Here is an 18,391-nt window from a genome sequence, read left to right on the forward strand (position 1 = left end):
TCGGCTGCACAAGGATGACGCCCTAATTGGGACGAGTTAAAGATCGACGGGTTAAGAGGTCCCGGCCCAAAGGTTTGGCGTAGATAACTCGAGCTAATTCAGAAATTCTCGAAAACTTTTCGGGCCACGAACCGGCTCTTTGGAATATTCCAGAGAGCCAAACTGAAGTTATTCTGAATAATTAGTTGTAGCCTTCATTGTTAAGGCTGTTTTCAACTAAAAGCGCATTTTTTCACCTTGTGTAGGGAAGATGAAATTTACGCCTAAGTTGTTAACTTCATCCAACTGAGTTTGGATGATTGTTTTTGGGTCTTCACCTTTTCTTAAGCTGTATTTTATATGGCTAACTACAATATTGAGCCCCTCAAGGCTACCCTCTCCACTGAGGTCTTCTAGTCTGCTAAGCTCTTTCATTAGCCAGTTTGGAGTTAAGTGGCCAAATAGTGATTTGTCAGGAGTGCTGTTAGTAAACGACACTTCGATTACCATGCCTTTCAATTTACCTTCTTTTACGTATGGGGCGATTGTCTGCCAAACATTATCTAAGGCGGATCCTTTCTCAACTAAGTCAGGTCCAGTGTCACCAAAGTAGATAAATGCTTCGCCTTGTGGATTTTTCAACAAGAAAGCGGTGGAGCGTCCGCCAGAATGTTTTAATGGAAGTGCTTTAACTTGCAATGACGTATTGGCAACGGGAAGCCATTGTTGTTCAGGTAGGTTGATGTAGCTGTATTTGTTGAGTTTGTAGCCTCTACCATCATTACCAAAGTTTGGCCATGCTGACCAATTAAAGTAATTGTCCATCAAGGCTTGGTTTGTTGCTTCAAGCCCATAAATTGGTTTATTTGAATCATCAGGTGATGAGATAATTAAGCCCGCTACATGGTCCAAGTGAGCGTGACTCACAAAATAGCCTTTCACCTTTTCACGTAGTAAGTATCCTACCTTGGTGTAAGGTGACTTCTCAGGAACAACGATATTATCAAACGTTCCTTTCTCATTCGCTACAATGAGGCCGTTGACAATAGTGCCTGCATCTAGCAAAACGTAATTGCTGTCATGTTCACTTTTGAACATGAAAGATGTGAGGTTACCATCTTGGATACCTCCTTTACTTCCAAGAGTAATGGCTTCGAAGCTCTGTGCAAATGCCCCGCTGTAGAGCATGGATGAGATGACCAAGGCTAAGCTTTTTTTCCACATGATGATTCTAACTCCTGAAAAAGTGGATGTTCAATTAAGGACAGGTGGTTATTAGGTTAGTTTGTAGTGGCATAGTTAATTATCTTCTTGCTGAACAATATAAAGCAAGAATGTGTCTCTATTTTTGCAGGTCAGGCGGTAAGCAGCATGACCTAAATCCGACATTCCTCATCTTCGAGTTGGTTGACGTTATGGTTGCCTAGCTAAGAGTTGTTAAAAATCGAGCTTGTATGCACACGGCGGGCTTTGGCGTGCTACTTCGTATGACAAACAAAAATAACCGTAATCCCCTTGAAAAGGGGATCTTCAGCAGCGTGTTATTAATAGTCAATGGCATGGTAGTACGCCTAGTTTTTTGTTGGTTCAGCTTACATTTATATACATCATTTGTTACCCATTTAGATAGCAGATTGGCTATGATGATAGTCAATCTTGTCAGTGTTCTTGATTTATCAATAGTGGGCACAATAGTTAAAGAAAGCCCCGAGAAGCGTTACAATACTCGAGTTGCGACATCGCAACATGGGATACCCATTCACAGCAAACCTTAAAGTAGCCGCCTATGTCTAAAGATTATGGTTTCACCACAGAATACACCCTCGACAAAGCCTTTTTTGCCGAGTGTTATGATCAAACTAGTCGTCCAGTTAAATTTCCAAAAGCTTATGTAAAAGGCATGCTTTTTCTTCTATTTGGCGTAGTTTTGTTAACATTTGAGTTATTACCCAGCGGTTACGTTGGTTGGTTTTTTATTGTTTTGAGTGTTATTGAGGCGCTCAGTGTTTATTTTAAAAGAACTTGGTGGTTATGGCGACAAACACTTAGTATGAGCTCTGGTGGTAAGGTGGTATTTCAGGCTGATTCTAAGGGTGTGAGTTATAAGAGCGGTAAAAATACTCGAAGCATCGCGTGGAGTGAAATCGACCAACTTCAACAAAGCGATTTAGGGTTTATTCTTCATATTGGAAAACAGCGTCAATATGTCAGTAAATCTTGTTTAAATGATGAAGAAATCGCGTTCATTGTTGAGCAGCATGAAGCATCAAGAACGACCGAACGTTAATGTGTGAAAAATAATTCTAACAATGAATTTTCCTATCATCTATGCATAAAACAATATCGCTATCGACAGTATCAAAAAAGGTAGCGGAGAGTGGGTTAACGCAAAGTATGTTGAGAAAAGGTAGCTGCTTGGATAATGCTGTTGCTGAAAACTTTTTTGCTTTACTCAAAACCGAGATGTATCACAACCAAAGCTTTGAAGATGCCGATGCTCTGATAGAGCAAATCAAAGAGTACTACAATACCAAACGTATAAAAGTGAAACTAAAAGGCCTGACTCCGATAGAATATCGAACTCAGGCCTTAAAAGCCGCTTAGCAGAAATGTCCAACTTTACGGGGTCACTTCATAGCTAGGCTTTGAATTAGAAAAGGCGATTAGTCGTGACTGTTGTCTAGTTTATAAAATGTTACCTTGGCATAATCGTCATCGTTACTTGAATTATCTTGTAGATAAATACCGGCTTTAAAGTACATATAATTGTCAGCATCGTCATAACCACTGTTTGCCATGTTAACTTCTTTTGCCGCGATTTCAGCGCCATTTTTACTCAATACCACAATCAACTTATCGCCCTCAACCGTAATGGAATAACTGAACGTTTCATCCAATGCAATCCCTGAACTTGGGTTAGAGGTGCTATCTAAATTACCACTGCTATCGACCATATTACCGAGTAGGTTGTACCAAGTTTCATCCCCGCCACTTGCCTTAGAAGTCTCATGAGCAAAATAGACGGCTCCGTTGGAGTTACCCGGAAGCTTGTGATAATACAAGCGGATAGGTTCATTTTTCTCTGCGTGGATTTGTCCCACCACAATACGACCGACCTGCTCTTCATTTGATGACGTTGTTGTCACATGGTTGATGGCAAGTGTGGCATTCATTTGGCCATCAATGCCTCCCCATCCGTTTTGGTCACTTGTTGGGATAGATGAAAATGCCCAATTGTTTTCTTTGCCTGACGTTGATTTTGATGTGTCACCACGACGAAGCATCTCGCGCAACTCCGTACGGACGTATTTAGTACCACTTGATGTCGTCACGCCTTTCACTGGGGTATAAAACACCATGCCGCCGTCGCTACCAGTATAAAAGAACTCATCTTCATAGCGGTCATCGAGCGCGTTTTCTTTTACGGATGTCGCGTAGCCGTCACCCTCATCGATAGGGATGCTTAAATACCAGTCAAGCAGGTCAAAATTTTCAGAAGGTGCGACGTTAGGGTCTAGGTTGGTATTCTCTGAGCTCGAGTTACCAAATATCGCCACTTCCTTAATATTGGTCCAAGTGCTGCCTGCGGTGTTCTCGAATATTTTAATACGAACCCAGCGGGCAGATATATCCGTAATATCGTAGTTTTCGTAATAAGTTGAAGTACCGCTGCTGCTGCCCGAATAGACTTTGTCCCAAGTACTTGAACTCTCGTCTGCAAGTGTTCGGATTTCGAATCGATAAGACTGGGTGTCACCCTTGCCCCATGCGATATCGAGATCTTCTACTTTTTGTACCGATCCCAGATCCAACACGAGGTTGACGACACCTTCTGCCGCCCATCGTGACGACCAATCAGTGCTGCCATCGATCGCGTTCGATGCCGGATAACTATTATGAGCACCGCCCCAATCAGAAGCGCTTTCGATGAGCAAAGGAGCGGCGGTGGATCCTGTGGATACTAAAGCAGTAAGTAGCAGTGATGGCGTTAATTTATGCAGCTTAAAAATCATACAAAACCTTCCTGGTTTTTGTTATAGACATTGGCGTTTCAAAGCTAATCGATTACATTTTAACTACACAAACCCAGAATAAAATAATCATTTCCTGGTAAAACTTGAATGTAACTTACTAGCAAATATGAATTTTTCTATCGTACGTATCATAGGGTTCAGATAAATACTAAAATTAGCGTAGCATATATCATTCTGGTGGCGAGGTTGCTTGTGTCGCATATTTGCATTCAAATAATACAAATGTTGAATGTTTGTTAACTCATCACACCTTATTATGTCTTATTAAATTTGTTTTCATAAAAATTGAGGGGTTGATGGAAATAGCGGTTCTTCCAGAATGGTTAGCGATTCTATCGGCTTGATAATCTTAACATCAGTGGTGCTTTGATTATTCAGAATTACTGAATAATCAATTTTGTTTTTAAGTCATTATCAATTGAAACAAAACCAATATACTGAACCCTCTAGCCGTCAGTGTGATTTAAACGTGGCTTAAAACATCGATGAACTATGTGCCGTTCGAGGATTATGATGAGTAAATTATTTGAAAAAACAGAATTAAAAACGTTAGACCTAAACAACCGTGTTGTTATGGCACCAATGACTCGCGCTCGATCCAGTCAACCCGGTAATATTCCAAACGAAATGATGGCCACTTATTACACACAACGAGCCTCGGCTGGTCTTATTATCTCTGAAGCAACTCAGATTTCAGATGATTCGCAGGGCTATTCATTTACGCCTGGTGTTTATACGGATCAACAGGTTAAAGGTTGGCAAATGGTGACGAAATCGGTCCATGACGCGGGGGCGGCTATGTTTTGTCAGCTCTGGCATGTGGGCCGAGTGTCTCATCCGGTTTTCCAAAAAGGCCAGTTGCCTATTGCGCCTTCAGCGCTTGCGCCTGTGGATACCCAAGTTTGGATTTCTGACGAGCACGGAAACGGCGATATGGTGGATTGTGTGTCACCGCGAGAGATGACGCAGGCTGATATTGATCGCGTGATTGGTGATTTTGCTAATGCGGCAAAAAGAGCGGTTGAAGCGGGTTTTGATGGAGTGGAAATACACGGTGGCAATGGTTATTTAATCGACCAATTTTTGCGAACCAATTCTAACAAGCGAACTGACAACTACGGTGGTTCTCGTATGAATCGCGTAAGGTTTCTTATTGAAGTTGTTGATGCTGTTATTGATGCCATTGGTGCCGACAAGGTTGGTGTTCGTCTTGCGCCATTCATTACATTCAAAGATATGGATTGCCCTGATATTGTCCCGACAATTCTTGAGGCTTCAACACAGCTGCAAAACCGAGATATTGCCTATCTGCATTTGTCGGAAGCCGATTGGGATGATGCACCCGTTATCCCTGAGCAATTTCGAGTTGAACTACGTGAACGGTTTAGCAATGCGATTATTGTTGCTGGGGGTTACACCACCTCAAGTGCGGAAGACGTATTAAATAAAGGGTATGCCGATTTGGTGGCGTTTGGTCGCCCATTCGTCGCTAACCCAGATTTAGTGTTGCGCCTGAAAAATAAAAATGAGCTCGCTCAATTAGATGGCGCGACGTTGTTTGGTGGTAACGATATCGGTTATACCGATTATCCCATCGCGCGGTAGCTTCATCGAACATTGATTTCCTAGGCCAGTTTTGAGTGATTCGCTGCTCTTGACTGGCCAAATTGCCTTCGCAAACCCTCCAATTTCTATTTGAACGAATCGCGTGGGCGGTGACTTCCTCCTGTCTTGTATCTGCCTTTGTGCTCAGTTTCTCTTCGTTTACTCGCAACCGTACTCAATCCCTCTTTGATTAAAGTGATGTGCTATTGATAATAATATGGTTGACAATATCAACGATTGGCAATATAGTTGCCTTTATCAACCTTATTGTTCATCCCTTGGAGGGAAATAATGAATACGAATACAGTTGTTCACTCAGATATTTCAATGTTGAGCCCAGCGAAAACGCCGCTCGGTTATAAGGTTGTTGTGGTAATAGGGATGATGATGTTGATGGGAGGGTCACTGACAGGAGTCATGACCTACGTCAACGTCGGTTACTCGGATGCTTTCGTTTCCGATTGGCTTCGCTCATTTCTTACCGTTGCAGTAACGGTAATGCCGGCCGGAATGTTCCTTATGGGGGTCATGACTAAGCTATTCGAGCGCCTAATGCCGGATTCTAATGAGAAAAAGAGGAATCTTGCTATTGGCATGAGCATGGCGGTTGTCATGGAATCCTTAATGGCATTTACCACCGCACTTAACAATATTGGTTTTTCAGATCCCTCGGCGTTTTTATCGGCTTGGTTTAATGGATTAGTGGCAGCATTGCCTGTCGCACTGGTGCTAATGACGGTGATATCAATCACGGTGAAGCCGAAACTTGAACGATTTTTGAAGAGCTAGCGCGTGGCTAGCCTCCAAATAACGAGTATGTATAAATAATGTAAGAAACAGAAGGTAATGAATATGATGATTAAAACAAAAAAAGAGACATGCTACCGCGTAACTATTGAAGAAGTGACTGCCGATCAAGAGGTTGGAAAAACACTGCAGTTTGAATTTGAAGATAGAGAAGACGTATTTAATGTGGTTGATAAACTAAAGCAGGGTAGTGGACTTGATGACGCCACCGCCACCAAAATGGGTGTCGCATTACGCCTATTAGGGCCGGTAATGATGATGAATCGCAAGCATCCTTTGTTCGCTGACTTTATGCCGCACTTTAAGACGTTTATGCAAAACCTGAAGAGTACAGTGAAGGCTGCAGTAAAAGATAAGTAACCGTTTTAAGCGGGATTCTTTGCGAGTCGTCATTGCCTAATGAGAGCCAAAATGTCACTTTGGCTCTCATTTTAACAGTAATAAAAGCGATATTTTTAGATAAAACCCGCTAGCCGATCAACGGCATACCAATCAATTTCCCATGTAAAAACATCACAAAGCTGACAGTAAGCGCGATGCCAATAATGACCGCAATGACATCGTTAAATCCAGACTCCGGTAAGCTTGGAATCGCCCTCTTTTCTCTTTTCTTCATTGAGATGATATCAAGCACTGCCCAGATCAAAAAAGAACTGAAGAGAATGACATCGGCAAGCGTTCCGTTCACAAGCAGGTGACAGATAGCCCAAATTTTTACGGCAAGAAGCTGAGGATGCTTGGTAATGCGACCAATTCTTCCAGGGAAGTAAGGGGCAACAAATAGCACCATAGCAAATAGCATTCCCAAGTAGGTAATATGACGCAGCCAATAAGGGGAAGAGTATAAAATCACAGGGTCAAAACGAAGGGCCGCATATCCTTTCGCGATTAAGATAATACCGACAATGGATACGATCGAATAGAAGCCTTTCCACATTAACGTGTTTTTGGCAGCAAGCCGATCGCGCGAGTCTTGTGCAAAGATTGAAATAGAGTGGATCCCAAGGAACAGGATTAATCCAATGATTAATAAGGCCATGACCAATATCCTTTTGTTGAAAAACGAGGTTTACCTACTGAGTATTATGATCCTTACCGTTCTTAATTGAGATTACAACCATAGCGTAATGATTTTGGTTAATAGGCTAATTATCATTAGTTGATCGTACGAAAAGTTATGGCGAAGTTGACGTCACCCTCAGTTAAAACCGCGCACTCGCGGTACAGTAGGCATTAAAAAACATCAATCGTTTACGAGATTAGGAGTCGATAGCGTGTTGAATTTAGCCACAATAGGGTCAAACTGGATCACGGAGTGTTTTGTCGAGGCCGCGTTAGCATCGGGCGTGTACCAATTGGTTGGGGTGTATTCTCGAGATATAGAAAAGGCACAGTTGCTGGCCGATAAGTATCTTGCTCCTCATGCTTACGATAATTTAAATCATTTAGCTCGAGACGAGCGTATTGATGCGGTATATATTGCCAGTCCTAACTCTCTGCATTTTGAGCAATCAAAAATGATGTTGGAAAGTGGTAAGCACGTTATATGTGAGAAACCACTGGCGTCAAACGTGCAAGAAGTACGAGAGCTATATCGTCTCGCCGAAGAGAATAATGTGGTTTTGTTTGAAGCCTTTAAGACTGAATATCTTCCCAACTTCGCGGTGGTTCGCAATGCTTTGGGGCGGGTAGGGCCAATGACGCATGCCTTTTTCAACTATTGCCAATATTCCTCTCGGTATCAACGCTATTTAGATGGGGAACAACCGAATACGTTTAATCCTGCATTCTCAAATGGTTCAATCATGGACATTGGGTATTATTGCATTGCCGCGATGGTGAGCCTGTTTGGACGACCTCGCCATGTGTCGGCGCGTGCAGTACTGCTTGACTCGGGCGTCGATGGTGCCGGTCACGTGAGCTTAGATTATGGCGATTTTATCGCGACTGTACAGCATTCGAAAACCTCAAACTCCAAGCTGCCCAGCGAGATTCAAGGAGAGGCGGGAAGCCTGATATTGGAAAACTTCCCCGAAGGAAAAACCGTCACTTTGGCATTAAACGATGGGTCCAGCCAAGACCTAACGTTAGATCAGCATGAGAATACAATGGTCTATGAAGCGCTTCACTTCCATCAACAAGTTAAAGACGGAAGCGCGGATAAGTCGGCAATAGAAAGGTCGATCATCACCGCAGAGGTGCTAACCGAAGTGAGACGACAAACGGGGGTACAATTTCCTGCCGATGGTATTTAAGAGGTTTTGTTTGTTAAGCCAGTCCAGTGACATAGTTGGATAAAAAATAGAGAGCATCATGCTCTCCATTTTCCTGTTGATAGGTGGCGTACGTTATAACTCAGCACCATATATATCAAATGTGAAGTACTTGGCTGCGATTTTATCGTAGGTACCGTTGGCACGAATGGTATCAATCGCTTGGTTAAATTTCTCAGCAAGCGCTTTGTCTTGTAATCGGAGTGCTAGCGCCGTGCCTTCTCCAATGTAGGCCTTGTCGGTGACGGCTTTGCCTTTGAATTCAAATGATGCACCTTCCGGTTTTTCTAGCAATGCCAAAGCGAGTTGATCGGAGTTGCCAAATGTGGTGTCAAGACGCCCATTTTGAAGGTCTAGGTACACCTCATCTTGTCCTGAATATCGTTTAATATCAGCGACGTCGGCAAAGTGGTCGGTGACGTAGCGATCATGAATTGTCCCTTGCTGAACCCCAATCGTCTTACCGGTTAAACCAGCTTTATCTGTGGTGAAATCAGCGCTCTTTGCTGCCACAAAGCGGGCGGGTGTTTGGTAGTACTTGTTGGTAAAAAGTACCTTGCTCTTTCGCTCTTCAGTGATTCTCATTGAGGCCATGATGACGTCTGATTTTCGAGCTAATAGACTAGGAATGAGCGCGTCCCAGCTTTGAGAAACCCATGTACAGTCGAGTTTTGCTTCCTCGCATAGCGCGTCTGCAATTTCGATATCAAAACCAACAGGTGTCCCTTCATTGTTCTTATAGTTGAATGGCGGGTAAGTAAAATCTGACGCGAGTCTGATTTCCTTAGCTTGTACCGCCGAGCATAAGAGAGCGGTAATGCAGGCAAAACTTAGTGCGATTTTTTTCATGGAAACGTCCTTTTATTGAGCCTGTACTGTGCGGCTTTTAGAATAATGAGTGAGTGTTTCAATAACTTCGATCATGCTTTCTTTGCTGCCGATCGTAATTCGTACACACTGTGATAAAGCGGGTTCGTGGCTTTGGTTTCTTGTCACGATGCCGTTTTCTAAAAGAACGGCAAATAAGTCGATGTTTTCTTCTACCTTCAGCAACACAAAGTTGGTCGCGGATGGAAAAATTTGTTCGATGAAGTCAAATGACAATAAGGCATGGCGAAACCATTCACGAGTTTCAATGAGTGATTGCGTTGCGTCCGATACGGTCTTGAGCCCCTTAGGTGATAGCGCATCGAGCACGATGCTGGCTGAACAGTCTGGCATTGGGTAAGGGGGAATCAATTTGGCGACGTATGCCATGACTGCGTCACTGGCTAAGATAAACCCACAGCGCACGGCTGCCAAACCAAAGGCCTTTGATAAGGTTCGAATAACCACAAGGTGTGGGTACGATTCGATTAAGTCAACAATAGAAGATTGAAGCTCAAATTCTATATAAGCCTCGTCGACAACGACTAATGACGATTGTTGAGTCCCCTCCAGTACCGCAACGATGTCCTCTTTTGGGATAAGGTTACCGGTTGGGTTGTTGGGAGAACACAAAAACACAATATTGGTGTGTTGTGACTGGCGGATAATCTTGTCAACATCGAGATTAAAATCAGGAAGTAATGGTACATCAAGTGTTTTGATGGCGAGCGCATCAGCACAAAATTCATACATGGCATAGGTCGGTGAGCAGATTAAAATCTGATCATGTCCCGGTTGGCAAAATGTACGAATCAATAAATCAATGGCTTCATCTGCGCCGCGTACGGCCAGTGTCGCAGCTTGAGTATTAGCGTAGCCTTGATAAGCGCTGGCGATATCTTGAGGCAAAAAATCAGGGTAGCGGTTGTAGCTTTCATTAGGCTGTTCAGGATGCAGAGAGTGCTCCAATTCATTGGCATTTAACCAGATTCGACCATTGCCACCAATGCGTCTTGCTGACTGGTATGGTATCAGTTTTTTTACCGCCTCAGGTACTAGGCTTGCTACGAGATCGGTCAATGTCCTTTCCTTTTTGTAAATACTCAATCATTTATAATGGGTAATAATTTATTTTTTGGTCATTATTTAGAATGATTATTCGTAAATATCCCTTGATGTCTATTAGTTAACCAAAATGTAGTTGAAATAAGAATCGAAATAAATACATACTAGCCATGATAATAATTCATATCTAAGGTGTCAGGCGAGTATGAAGAAACCACTACCATCAACCAAAACATTGCAGTCTTTTCTAGCGACGGCAGCACACCTTAACTTCACGCATGCCGCCAACGAGTTGAATTTGACGCAAGGGGCGATCAGTCGGCAGATTCAGTCGCTGGAGACGCATATTGGTAGTGAACTGTTTTTTCGGCACGCAAGAGGTCTGAGCCTGACGCCAAAAGGTCAGCGACTCGTGCCGTTGATAGAAGACGCTATTCATCATTTGCAATCTGCGTTGGCGCAGGTATCTGACTCGCCATCTAAGGTTCGGTTGAATGCACCAAGTTGTATTACGTCGTGGTTGTTACCACGGCTCATGACTTTTCAACAAGCGTACCCTGATATAGACGTTGAGCTTACCTCGACGATTAAACATGTCTTTGAGCAAGACTTTGACTCATTTGACGCTGTGATCGCCTACGGAAAATCCCCCAAACAAACGACGTTAATGAGTCAGTTATTGTTTGAAGAACAGCTGGCACCGATTTGTCGAGCGGATAAAATTAGGCAAGAAGACAAAATAGAGAACAGTAGCAATGTGATTATGCCAGATAAGCTGCACCATTATACCTGGCTTCATGCCAACACTGAGCAAAGTGATTGGAAGTTGTGGCTTAGCCATATACAAAAAAGGCAGCTTAGTAATTCGTCAAATCAACATTTTGCCACACTTGATCAAGCGATGAACGCCGCGCTGCAGGGGTTTGGTATCGCGATTGGGGACGTTACACTCGCCGCTCAGGATCTCGAGCTTGCTCGAGTGGTAAGAGTGAGCGAAGAAACCGTATTTTCTGGCAGTGGTTATCATCTTATTCAGCCTAAAAATCGCCAATCGAGTGGTTTGTCATTGCTGGTGGCATGGCTAGGCGAAGCGAATAGCTAGGCAAAGAGAATCGTTTGTCGGCGAACATAGGCATGAATAACAGCGCTACAGACAACAACGAACCAGAAATGAATAAACAACCTGATTCAGTGATGAAATGACTAACCATTTCGACATTTTCCCCTCATAATGCGCGTTTAGTTGTCGTCACTTCGACAAGCCTGGCAACATTCGACATCGCCTTATTGGAGCTGCGATGACGTATGCCATTAAATAGGTATTAAAAAATGCACTACATGAGTTTGCAATTAGACGCGCAAGCACAACAATTTGCCGATGAACTGCTCGATGGGTTAGAAAATCAAGATGGGTGGATTAAGATGACGGCTCGGTATGCCGCATTGATCGATACTCGGCTTTCTGAGAGTCAGTATGTTGGGACGGTTACGTGGTTCAGTGATGAAGACTACATTGAACACCATATTGAGTACACCTAAAGAATTCACCCTTTAGCATGATTTGCAATCACCCCCCGATCACAGGAATAAGGTGATTGCGTTTAATATTAGTGCCAATGCGTTACATATGCACGCTTGCTGAAAAGGGTGTAATTAGCTTATTTATAACCAGCGCGATATCAAGGGTAGCTAATCAACGTTGAGGAAAAAGGATTTACTCATAAAAGAGTAAATAACCAACTGACCCGCCATAATAGAACAAAACATCAATAGCGCGGAAAGCCCGATATTGGGTGTCGCTAGCACCGATGTTTCAAAGAACGACTCACTGGCGCCGACCATAATTCGGCTGCCAGGCACTAGAATTATGATGCCTTGAACAATATAGACAATGGGCGGAGTCCCTCTCATTTTCCCGACGAGTAGCCCGTAAAGAGTAATGAGCATCGAGCTTATCCAAGTTCCAACGATCCAGTCAGGGGTAATCCAATGAGGTCCCCACATTCCAATGATTGCTGCAGGTAAGCTTATCGCAATATCCTTTGCATCAGCGTTAAAAATCACGCCAATACCAGTAGAAATACCAACCAGAGCAACGAACTGCGTAATTGGAGGGATCTCGTTGATATAATTGGTGACATCAGGCGTTGAAATAAACAATCTAGAGATCGTAAGTCCCAAAACAATACCAATAAAAAGCTTCATGATGACAAAGCCACTTTGTGCAAGAAGTTCAATGCCCGAACGGTAATCGTTAACAGAAAAGCTTGCGAGCGCATTGGTAATAGTGAGACCAGGGATAAATAGCACCACAGATGATATACAAAGCGCCAAAACGGGTAAATCAGGCGCGTAGCCAGACGCAATACCGACAACAATACTTGCGATGAGGGCGACAATGAACTCGGTCAATATAGCGCTTTTATGAGTCAATTGGCATTGTATCACCCAAGCTATTAGCCCTAAAAATACCGACAATAACACCGCACAATAGGTACTCCCAACGAGCATTAAATAACAGGGTGGAAGTAAGATGTTGGCAATGCCAAGAGTGTAAAAAGAGTAACGACCCACCACCGTTATTGGCGAGTGGTTCTTCAGCGAACGTAGTGTACTTACCAATTGTCTTAGGTTAACAGAGGGCGGGGTCTTGTTCTGTATAACGACGCTCTGATTCGGTTTCTCAATGATAGCCATAATCTTACTTGGAGTGACATCAATTGTAGCCTCAACCCCATGCTTTGATGCGTATTGCTCGGTGTACTTTGACACTGAATAGGGGGCGCACCCCGATTGATGCAGGTGATCAGCGAATTCTAGGATTGGTTGAATGACGTCGTGAGTATTGGTTGTTGCCATTATGGAATCACTTGTTTTGAAAACGGAACGTTAAGTTTTATCTCATTACCAATGAATGGAATATCTCGAGTTAATATCGTGTTAGAGCCAGTATTGAGCTTTGTAATGCGCGACACGTTATGAGTGTTGATTGGTCTTCTCATAACCGTCGCTAACATTGGTGCTTAATCGTTTTTATCGATTAGCTACAGAGAGGCCTCTCGTCTAATTGGTCGACCCGCCATCACATCTAACCGCATTTCACCTTTTTCGATAATAGGTTTGCCGTTTACAAGGACATACTCCATACCGGTGGAAAGGGATGTTGGCTTGGTGTAGGTCGCCGTATCACGCAACGCTGTAGAATCAAAAATGACTAAATCAGCATCTTTCCCTACTTGTACGCGGCCTTTATTTTTCATTTGAGGAATGGAATTTTCTAGAATTCTACAAGCATTTAAGCTCGTTTTTTCCATGGCTTCGATAAGTGAAATAGCTTGATAATCATTAACATATTTACTGACGAAGCGAGCGAAGCAACCCGTTGATCTTGGATGGGCAAAAGCATTGTCTGGAAGAGGCCATACGTGACCCTCAATAACTTTGCCTTGATCGTCAGCCCAAGGCATGGCGTCGGAAGCGATTGCTGCACCAGGAAATAATACAGAACGGTCCATTTTTTTACGGTCGTCTGGGTTCTCATCAGGTTTCAGGAAGTGCATGACGACAATAGATCCTGGAGCGCTGTTTTGAAGATCACTGATTTTGTCTTGTGTCAGCGTTTTACCATTCATTTCCATGTAGCTTGCACTTGGGACTCCCCAGCGTTCTAACCAGTCATCACCTCGAAACACTTCAGCGCCGACCACCGAAGAGCCGGCCCCGTATGGGTAAGCCTCTGTGGTGACGTGTATACCACGATCAATCGATGATTGAATGAGGTCGGCACAATCTTCAATGTCGCCAACAGAGGTACTATTTAGATGACAGATGTGCATATGCGCGCCGGTTGTTGCCGCTAAGCTGATGAGCTCTTGATAAGCTTCAAAGCTTGATTTTGGTTCTGAGTTGTTCAAATAGCGAACATGCGTAAACGTTGGGACATCATAACGTTTGGCTAGTTTTGCTAACTCATAATATTCTTTGTGGCCATAGCCTGGTGCATAACCTGCGTTGACTCCAATCCCCAGCCCTCCTTCTTTCAGCCCTTGTTCAACAAGCGTTAGGATCTGATCGAGCTCCTGCGATGTGGCAAGCGAATTTTGCCAATTACTTTTCGAAAACGCTTTTTGGAACCACGCGATAGTGCCGTCAAAAGGAGGCATATCCTGCTCTTTAGCTGTGACACGAGCGTAAGTCCACGCAACAGAAGCCCCATAGTTAATAGGACGACCTTCTTGGGCGACATTGTCATAAAACTTGCCGATTGGCAGTAAGCCCGATTCCATTTCTAGTGCAGTTGTTACCCCATCATAAGCCTGAGCACGTGCCGCGGGCAGTTGTTGTCCGTGGGCGTGCATATCAATAAAACCAGGGGCAACGACTAACCCCTGTGCATCAATAATGTTCTTTCCTTGTAAGGGCTCTGTAGAGATCGCAGCGATGCGGTTGCCCTTGATGCCAATATGACGAATCGCATCTAAGTGTGTTTCTGGATCAAGCACGCGACCATTTTCGATGACCAGGTCAAAAGGACCATTTTCATTGGGCAGTATAGTAATTGGTTGATTAGAAAAATCGGCAGCCTCAGCATGTAGCACAGACGTAAATGGTAACGTTGCGGCACCTACTGCTAATTGCTTGAGCATGTGGCGTCTGGACTCGTTAGTGAGAGCCGGTTGTGTTTGTTCAAGATCAGCGTTTTCTTTCATCACTTTTGCCTATTACATAATCGAATGTTGGTGTCCGAAATTAGACAAAATCGTGAAATTCATCAAGGTCATTTTACGCCACTAAGCCCCACCCGCCGACGTGATGATAGGGATGATATAGCCATGAAATTCTGAAAGTCGAATGGCGTAATATGACCTAGGATAAGGTGTTTGTAACTCTTATAGTAAGCCTCATGAACACATAACATATGAGACGACGCATGACGAAGAAACCCATTCCAGTGACCCTCCTCGCTGGCTTTTTAGGAGCGGGTAAAACCACGCTACTGAATCATATATTGACCAATGCTAATGGTATGCGCCTCGCGGTTATCGTTAACGATTTCGGTTCGATTAATGTTGATGCAGAGCTTGTTAAATCAGAAGATGACAACATGATTGCACTGGAGAACGGCTGTATCTGTTGCAATCTTGCTGAGGGGTTAGTGGTTTCTGTCATGAGGTTGCTCGCGTTAGAGCAACGACCGGATCATATTATTGTTGAAACGTCAGGGATTGCTGAGCCGAAAGAGGTCGCTCATCAATTCGAGGATCCTGAACTCCAGCAACATTCACCACTTAATGCCATCATCACTACAATCGATGCTGAAAATGTATTGGCACTAGAAGGATCGATGGCTTCGCTTGCCGAACAGCAAATTCAAGTGGCTGATATTGTTTTAGTGAACAAAGTGGATCTCGTGGATGACTCAAAGCTAGAAAAAGTTAAAGATTGGTGTCGCTCCCAAGCGCCGTTTGCCAAGTTGATTGACATCGAATTTGGTCAGGTTGATTTGCCGATTTTATTTGAGGTTCCTGACAGGGGAAGAGACCTATCTCTAATGACAGTGGAGGATGACCACCATCATGAAAAGTGTGGGTCTGACTGTCAGCATATCAAGCACAATTTTGAAACATTCAGCTTCGAAACTGAGCTTCCTTTGTCTTTACAAACACTGTATCCGGTACTGCAACGGTTCTCGATTGATGCTTATAGGATGAAGGGCATATTGAATTTAGCCGACCGACCTGACCATCGCTGTATCTTCCAGTGCACGGGGCAACGCGCAACAGTTACCGTAGGAGATCCTTGGTTAGAGCAAGAAAGCAAGGTAACTCGGTTGGTGTTTATCGGCCCTAAAGGGGGGCTAGATATGGATGAAATGCAAAGAAAGCTAGAGTCGTTGGTGGTTTGATACCGCTGGAATGCATGCGAACTTATTTATGAGTGTTCGTTACGACCAAAGACAAATAGAAGGCCAATGACAATGTCGAAACTAAGAAATGAATCCATGTTAGATACCGAGCTCGATCACAACAAACGAAGAACATTGAAGACCTTGGCTGTCGGCGCGGCGGCGATTCCGTTCGCATCTGTTGTATACGCTGATGGTAATCAATTGATAGAACAGCCCCAACTGCTACCAAATGAACAAGGTCCATTTGATCTTGTTATCGAAAATGGCCGAGTATTAGACCCTGAAACTGGGTTAGATGCCGTACGTAGCATCGGTGTAAAGGGCCACCGAATAGCGGCTATTTCCAAGAGCAAGCTCAATGGAAATAAAGTGATTGATGCGGGAGGTTTAGTCGTCGCTCCTGGGTTTATTGATTTACATGCACATGGCCAACAGCTCCCGGCTGCTCGTGCTCAGGCCTTTGACGGAGTGACGACAGCATTAGAAATGGAGTCTGGGCTTCTTCCCATTGGTCGTTTTTACGAAATGACGGCACAAGAAGGCAGACCGATTAACTACGGAGCATCGGCGGCCTGGACTTACGCAAGGGTGATGGCGAAAGAACAAGACATGCCAGCACCTGACGCGACGATCACTTGGTTTCAAAAAGCATTTGCTAAAAAGAACTGGCAAAACTCCCTAGCGACAGATGATGAACTCAAGCAGATCCTTGCACATGTTGAACAAGGACTGCAAGAAGGTGGTCTTGGTATTGGTGTCAATGCGGGTTATGCGCCTGGTTATGGCCATAAAGAATATTACGAAGTGGCTAAGCTTGCGAAGCAATACGAGGTTCCTACTTATACCCATGTCCGTTATGTAAATAGTGTTGAACCAAAGTCCAGTTTTGAGGCCTATCAGGAACTGATCAGTCTATCTGCTAGTACGGGCGCGCATATGCATATCTGTCATTTAAATAGCACGTCGGTTCAAGATATTGATGATTGCGCGGATTTGGTTCAATCTGCAATTGATAATGGCTTAGCTATTACGACAGAGGCATACCCTTATGGCGCTGGATCAAGTGCCGTCGGGGCTGAAATGTTTCGCGGGGATACATGGAAGAGTCGATTTGGTGTGCCCGATGCCAGTTATATGGAACTGAATGGACAACCGTTAACGCAGACAAAAATCGACGATCTACAAAAAAATGATCCAGGCGCAGTGGTTGTGATTCACTTTTTAAAACCAGACGACAACAAAGAAGACTTACGTAAAATGAAGCGCTCGGTCTTATTTCCCGGTGCCGCGATTGCTTCAGACGCCATGCCTTGGATGGACAGCACAGGGCAACTCATTGAGGGGGATATTTGGCCATTGCCAAACGATGCATTTGCTCACCCGCGGTCAGTCGGATGTTTTGGACGCTTTGTTCAGCAATACGTTAAAGACTACAAGGCTATTACCTTACTTGATGCCATGGAACGAACGAGCCTGAACGCGTGTAGAATTATTGAAGATGCTGTCCCTCAAATGCGTAACAAAGGCCGGATTCAGGTAGGTAAAGATGCAGATATCGTGGTGTTTGATTTCCAAGAATTTAAAGACCAGTCGACCTTCACTCAACCGGCTAAATTGTCGACAGGTATGAAGCATGTTGTCGTGAACGGTCAACTGATCATTGAAAATGAAGAAATGGATCTTAACTCAATGGCGGGGCAACCGATCCGTCGGACAAACCATGAATCTAAAACGTCACGTAGTTGAGAGCAGGCTAGGCACACCATTTAGTTAATAGGCCTGTTTGTGTCTTTTTAAGTAGAGAGTTGACACTCTCTACTGTTTTTAGACTGAGTGATTCGTGATTCGTGATT

Annotated in this window: 17 protein-coding genes; 10 read left to right on the forward strand and 7 right to left on the reverse strand. The window is 43.9% G+C overall.

Annotation, left to right across the window (positions count from 1 at the left end):
- Window positions 1–216: 216 nt before the first annotated feature.
- Entirely contained in the window at window positions 217–1,203 is a 987-nt protein-coding gene (locus AB4405_RS19595) for an MBL fold metallo-hydrolase (protein WP_372062485.1), read from the reverse strand.
- A gap of 562 nt (window positions 1,204–1,765) precedes the next feature.
- Between AB4405_RS19595 and AB4405_RS19600 the strand changes: the two genes are divergently transcribed.
- Both AB4405_RS19600 and AB4405_RS19605 read left to right on the forward strand, forming a co-directional pair.
- Window positions 1,766–2,266 (forward strand): YcxB family protein, encoded by a 501-nt coding sequence (locus AB4405_RS19600; RefSeq protein WP_372062486.1) that lies wholly within the window; start codon window positions 1,766–1,768, stop codon window positions 2,264–2,266.
- A 41-nt stretch (window positions 2,267–2,307) separates the two neighbouring features.
- Window positions 2,308–2,583 carry an IS3 family transposase gene (locus tag AB4405_RS19605; RefSeq protein WP_372062487.1) on the forward strand — a complete coding sequence of 92 codons (276 nt, stop codon included), beginning with the start codon at window positions 2,308–2,310 and terminating at the stop codon, window positions 2,581–2,583.
- A gap of 59 nt (window positions 2,584–2,642) precedes the next feature.
- On the opposite strand, the gene AB4405_RS19610 is transcribed toward AB4405_RS19605, so the two are convergent.
- Window positions 2,643–3,992 (reverse strand): polysaccharide lyase family 7 protein, encoded by a 1,350-nt coding sequence (locus AB4405_RS19610; protein WP_372062488.1) that lies wholly within the window; start codon window positions 3,990–3,992, stop codon window positions 2,643–2,645.
- Between the two features lie 534 nt (window positions 3,993–4,526).
- Between AB4405_RS19610 and AB4405_RS19615 the strand changes: the two genes are divergently transcribed.
- The 3 genes from AB4405_RS19615 to AB4405_RS19625 all read left to right on the forward strand — a co-directional run bounded on the left by AB4405_RS19615 (window position 4,527) and on the right by AB4405_RS19625 (window position 6,785).
- A complete protein-coding gene (locus AB4405_RS19615) occupies window positions 4,527–5,618 on the forward strand; it encodes an alkene reductase (protein ID WP_372062521.1) in 1,092 nt (363 codons plus the stop codon).
- Between the two features lie 291 nt (window positions 5,619–5,909).
- On the forward strand, window positions 5,910–6,407 hold the full coding sequence (locus tag AB4405_RS19620) for a DUF2798 domain-containing protein (protein ID WP_372062489.1): 498 nt from the start codon (window positions 5,910–5,912) through the stop codon (window positions 6,405–6,407).
- A 63-nt stretch (window positions 6,408–6,470) separates the two neighbouring features.
- A complete protein-coding gene (locus AB4405_RS19625; RefSeq protein ID WP_372062490.1) occupies window positions 6,471–6,785 on the forward strand; it encodes a DUF3861 domain-containing protein in 315 nt (104 codons plus the stop codon).
- Between the two features lie 109 nt (window positions 6,786–6,894).
- Here AB4405_RS19625 and AB4405_RS19630 read toward each other — a convergent pair whose 3' ends face one another.
- Window positions 6,895–7,464 (reverse strand): NnrU family protein, encoded by a 570-nt coding sequence (locus AB4405_RS19630; protein WP_102469004.1) that lies wholly within the window; start codon window positions 7,462–7,464, stop codon window positions 6,895–6,897.
- A 235-nt stretch (window positions 7,465–7,699) separates the two neighbouring features.
- On the opposite strand from AB4405_RS19630, the gene AB4405_RS19635 reads away from it, so the two are divergent.
- Window positions 7,700–8,680, forward strand: coding sequence for a Gfo/Idh/MocA family protein (locus AB4405_RS19635; protein WP_372062491.1), 981 nt, complete (start codon window positions 7,700–7,702; stop codon window positions 8,678–8,680).
- Between the two features lie 93 nt (window positions 8,681–8,773).
- Here AB4405_RS19635 and AB4405_RS19640 read toward each other — a convergent pair whose 3' ends face one another.
- Window positions 8,774–9,547 carry an ABC transporter substrate-binding protein gene (locus AB4405_RS19640; protein ID WP_372062492.1) on the reverse strand — a complete coding sequence of 258 codons (774 nt, stop codon included), beginning with the start codon at window positions 9,545–9,547 and terminating at the stop codon, window positions 8,774–8,776.
- A gap of 12 nt (window positions 9,548–9,559) precedes the next feature.
- Window positions 9,560–10,645, reverse strand: a complete 1,086-nt coding sequence (gene hisC / locus AB4405_RS19645) for a histidinol-phosphate transaminase (protein WP_372062493.1) — start codon at window positions 10,643–10,645, stop codon at window positions 9,560–9,562.
- 190 nt (window positions 10,646–10,835) lie between these two features.
- Here hisC and AB4405_RS19650 point away from each other — a divergent pair, with 190 nt between their 5' ends.
- Both AB4405_RS19650 and AB4405_RS19655 read left to right on the forward strand, forming a co-directional pair.
- Complete coding sequence (locus tag AB4405_RS19650) at window positions 10,836–11,732, forward strand: LysR substrate-binding domain-containing protein (RefSeq protein ID WP_372062494.1); 897 nt, start codon at window positions 10,836–10,838, stop codon at window positions 11,730–11,732.
- Window positions 11,733–11,959: 227 nt separating this feature from the next.
- Window positions 11,960–12,169, forward strand: a complete 210-nt coding sequence (locus tag AB4405_RS19655) for a hypothetical protein (RefSeq protein WP_102469015.1) — start codon at window positions 11,960–11,962, stop codon at window positions 12,167–12,169.
- A 150-nt stretch (window positions 12,170–12,319) separates the two neighbouring features.
- Here the strand turns inward: AB4405_RS19655 and AB4405_RS19660 are convergent, their stop codons facing one another.
- Entirely contained in the window at window positions 12,320–13,489 is a 1,170-nt protein-coding gene (locus AB4405_RS19660; protein WP_372062495.1) for a threonine/serine exporter family protein, read from the reverse strand.
- 185 nt (window positions 13,490–13,674) lie between these two features.
- Entirely contained in the window at window positions 13,675–15,339 is a 1,665-nt protein-coding gene (locus AB4405_RS19665) for an amidohydrolase family protein (RefSeq protein WP_372062496.1), read from the reverse strand.
- Window positions 15,340–15,560: 221 nt separating this feature from the next.
- Here AB4405_RS19665 and AB4405_RS19670 point away from each other — a divergent pair, with 221 nt between their 5' ends.
- Window positions 15,561–16,535, forward strand: a complete 975-nt coding sequence (locus AB4405_RS19670) for a GTP-binding protein (RefSeq protein WP_372062497.1) — start codon at window positions 15,561–15,563, stop codon at window positions 16,533–16,535.
- A 72-nt stretch (window positions 16,536–16,607) separates the two neighbouring features.
- On the forward strand, window positions 16,608–18,284 hold the full coding sequence (locus AB4405_RS19675) for an amidohydrolase family protein (protein WP_372062498.1): 1,677 nt from the start codon (window positions 16,608–16,610) through the stop codon (window positions 18,282–18,284).
- Window positions 18,285–18,391: the final 107 nt, after the last annotated feature.

This window comes from Vibrio sp. 10N.261.51.F12, from assembly GCF_041471725.1.
Classification (GTDB): Bacteria; Pseudomonadota; Gammaproteobacteria; order Enterobacterales; family Vibrionaceae; genus Vibrio.

Coding starts and splice junctions, on each gene's coding strand:
- AB4405_RS19595 (WP_372062485.1), bottom strand. CDS start 1,203: ATGTGGAAAAAAAGCTTAGCCTTGGTCATCTCATCCATGCTCTACAGC.
- AB4405_RS19600 (WP_372062486.1), top strand. CDS start 1,766: ATGTCTAAAGATTATGGTTTCACCACAGAATACACCCTCGACAAAGCC.
- AB4405_RS19605 (WP_372062487.1), top strand. CDS start 2,308: ATGCATAAAACAATATCGCTATCGACAGTATCAAAAAAGGTAGCGGAG.
- AB4405_RS19610 (WP_372062488.1), bottom strand. CDS start 3,992: ATGATTTTTAAGCTGCATAAATTAACGCCATCACTGCTACTTACTGCT.
- AB4405_RS19615 (WP_372062521.1), top strand. CDS start 4,527: ATGAGTAAATTATTTGAAAAAACAGAATTAAAAACGTTAGACCTAAAC.
- AB4405_RS19620 (WP_372062489.1), top strand. CDS start 5,910: ATGAATACGAATACAGTTGTTCACTCAGATATTTCAATGTTGAGCCCA.
- AB4405_RS19625 (WP_372062490.1), top strand. CDS start 6,471: ATGATGATTAAAACAAAAAAAGAGACATGCTACCGCGTAACTATTGAA.
- AB4405_RS19630 (WP_102469004.1), bottom strand. CDS start 7,464: ATGGCCTTATTAATCATTGGATTAATCCTGTTCCTTGGGATCCACTCT.
- AB4405_RS19640 (WP_372062492.1), bottom strand. CDS start 9,547: ATGAAAAAAATCGCACTAAGTTTTGCCTGCATTACCGCTCTCTTATGC.
- AB4405_RS19650 (WP_372062494.1), top strand. CDS start 10,836: ATGAAGAAACCACTACCATCAACCAAAACATTGCAGTCTTTTCTAGCG.
- AB4405_RS19655 (WP_102469015.1), top strand. CDS start 11,960: ATGCACTACATGAGTTTGCAATTAGACGCGCAAGCACAACAATTTGCC.
- AB4405_RS19660 (WP_372062495.1), bottom strand. CDS start 13,489: ATGGCAACAACCAATACTCACGACGTCATTCAACCAATCCTAGAATTC.
- AB4405_RS19665 (WP_372062496.1), bottom strand. CDS start 15,339: ATGAAAGAAAACGCTGATCTTGAACAAACACAACCGGCTCTCACTAAC.
- AB4405_RS19670 (WP_372062497.1), top strand. CDS start 15,561: ATGACGAAGAAACCCATTCCAGTGACCCTCCTCGCTGGCTTTTTAGGA.
- AB4405_RS19675 (WP_372062498.1), top strand. CDS start 16,608: ATGTCGAAACTAAGAAATGAATCCATGTTAGATACCGAGCTCGATCAC.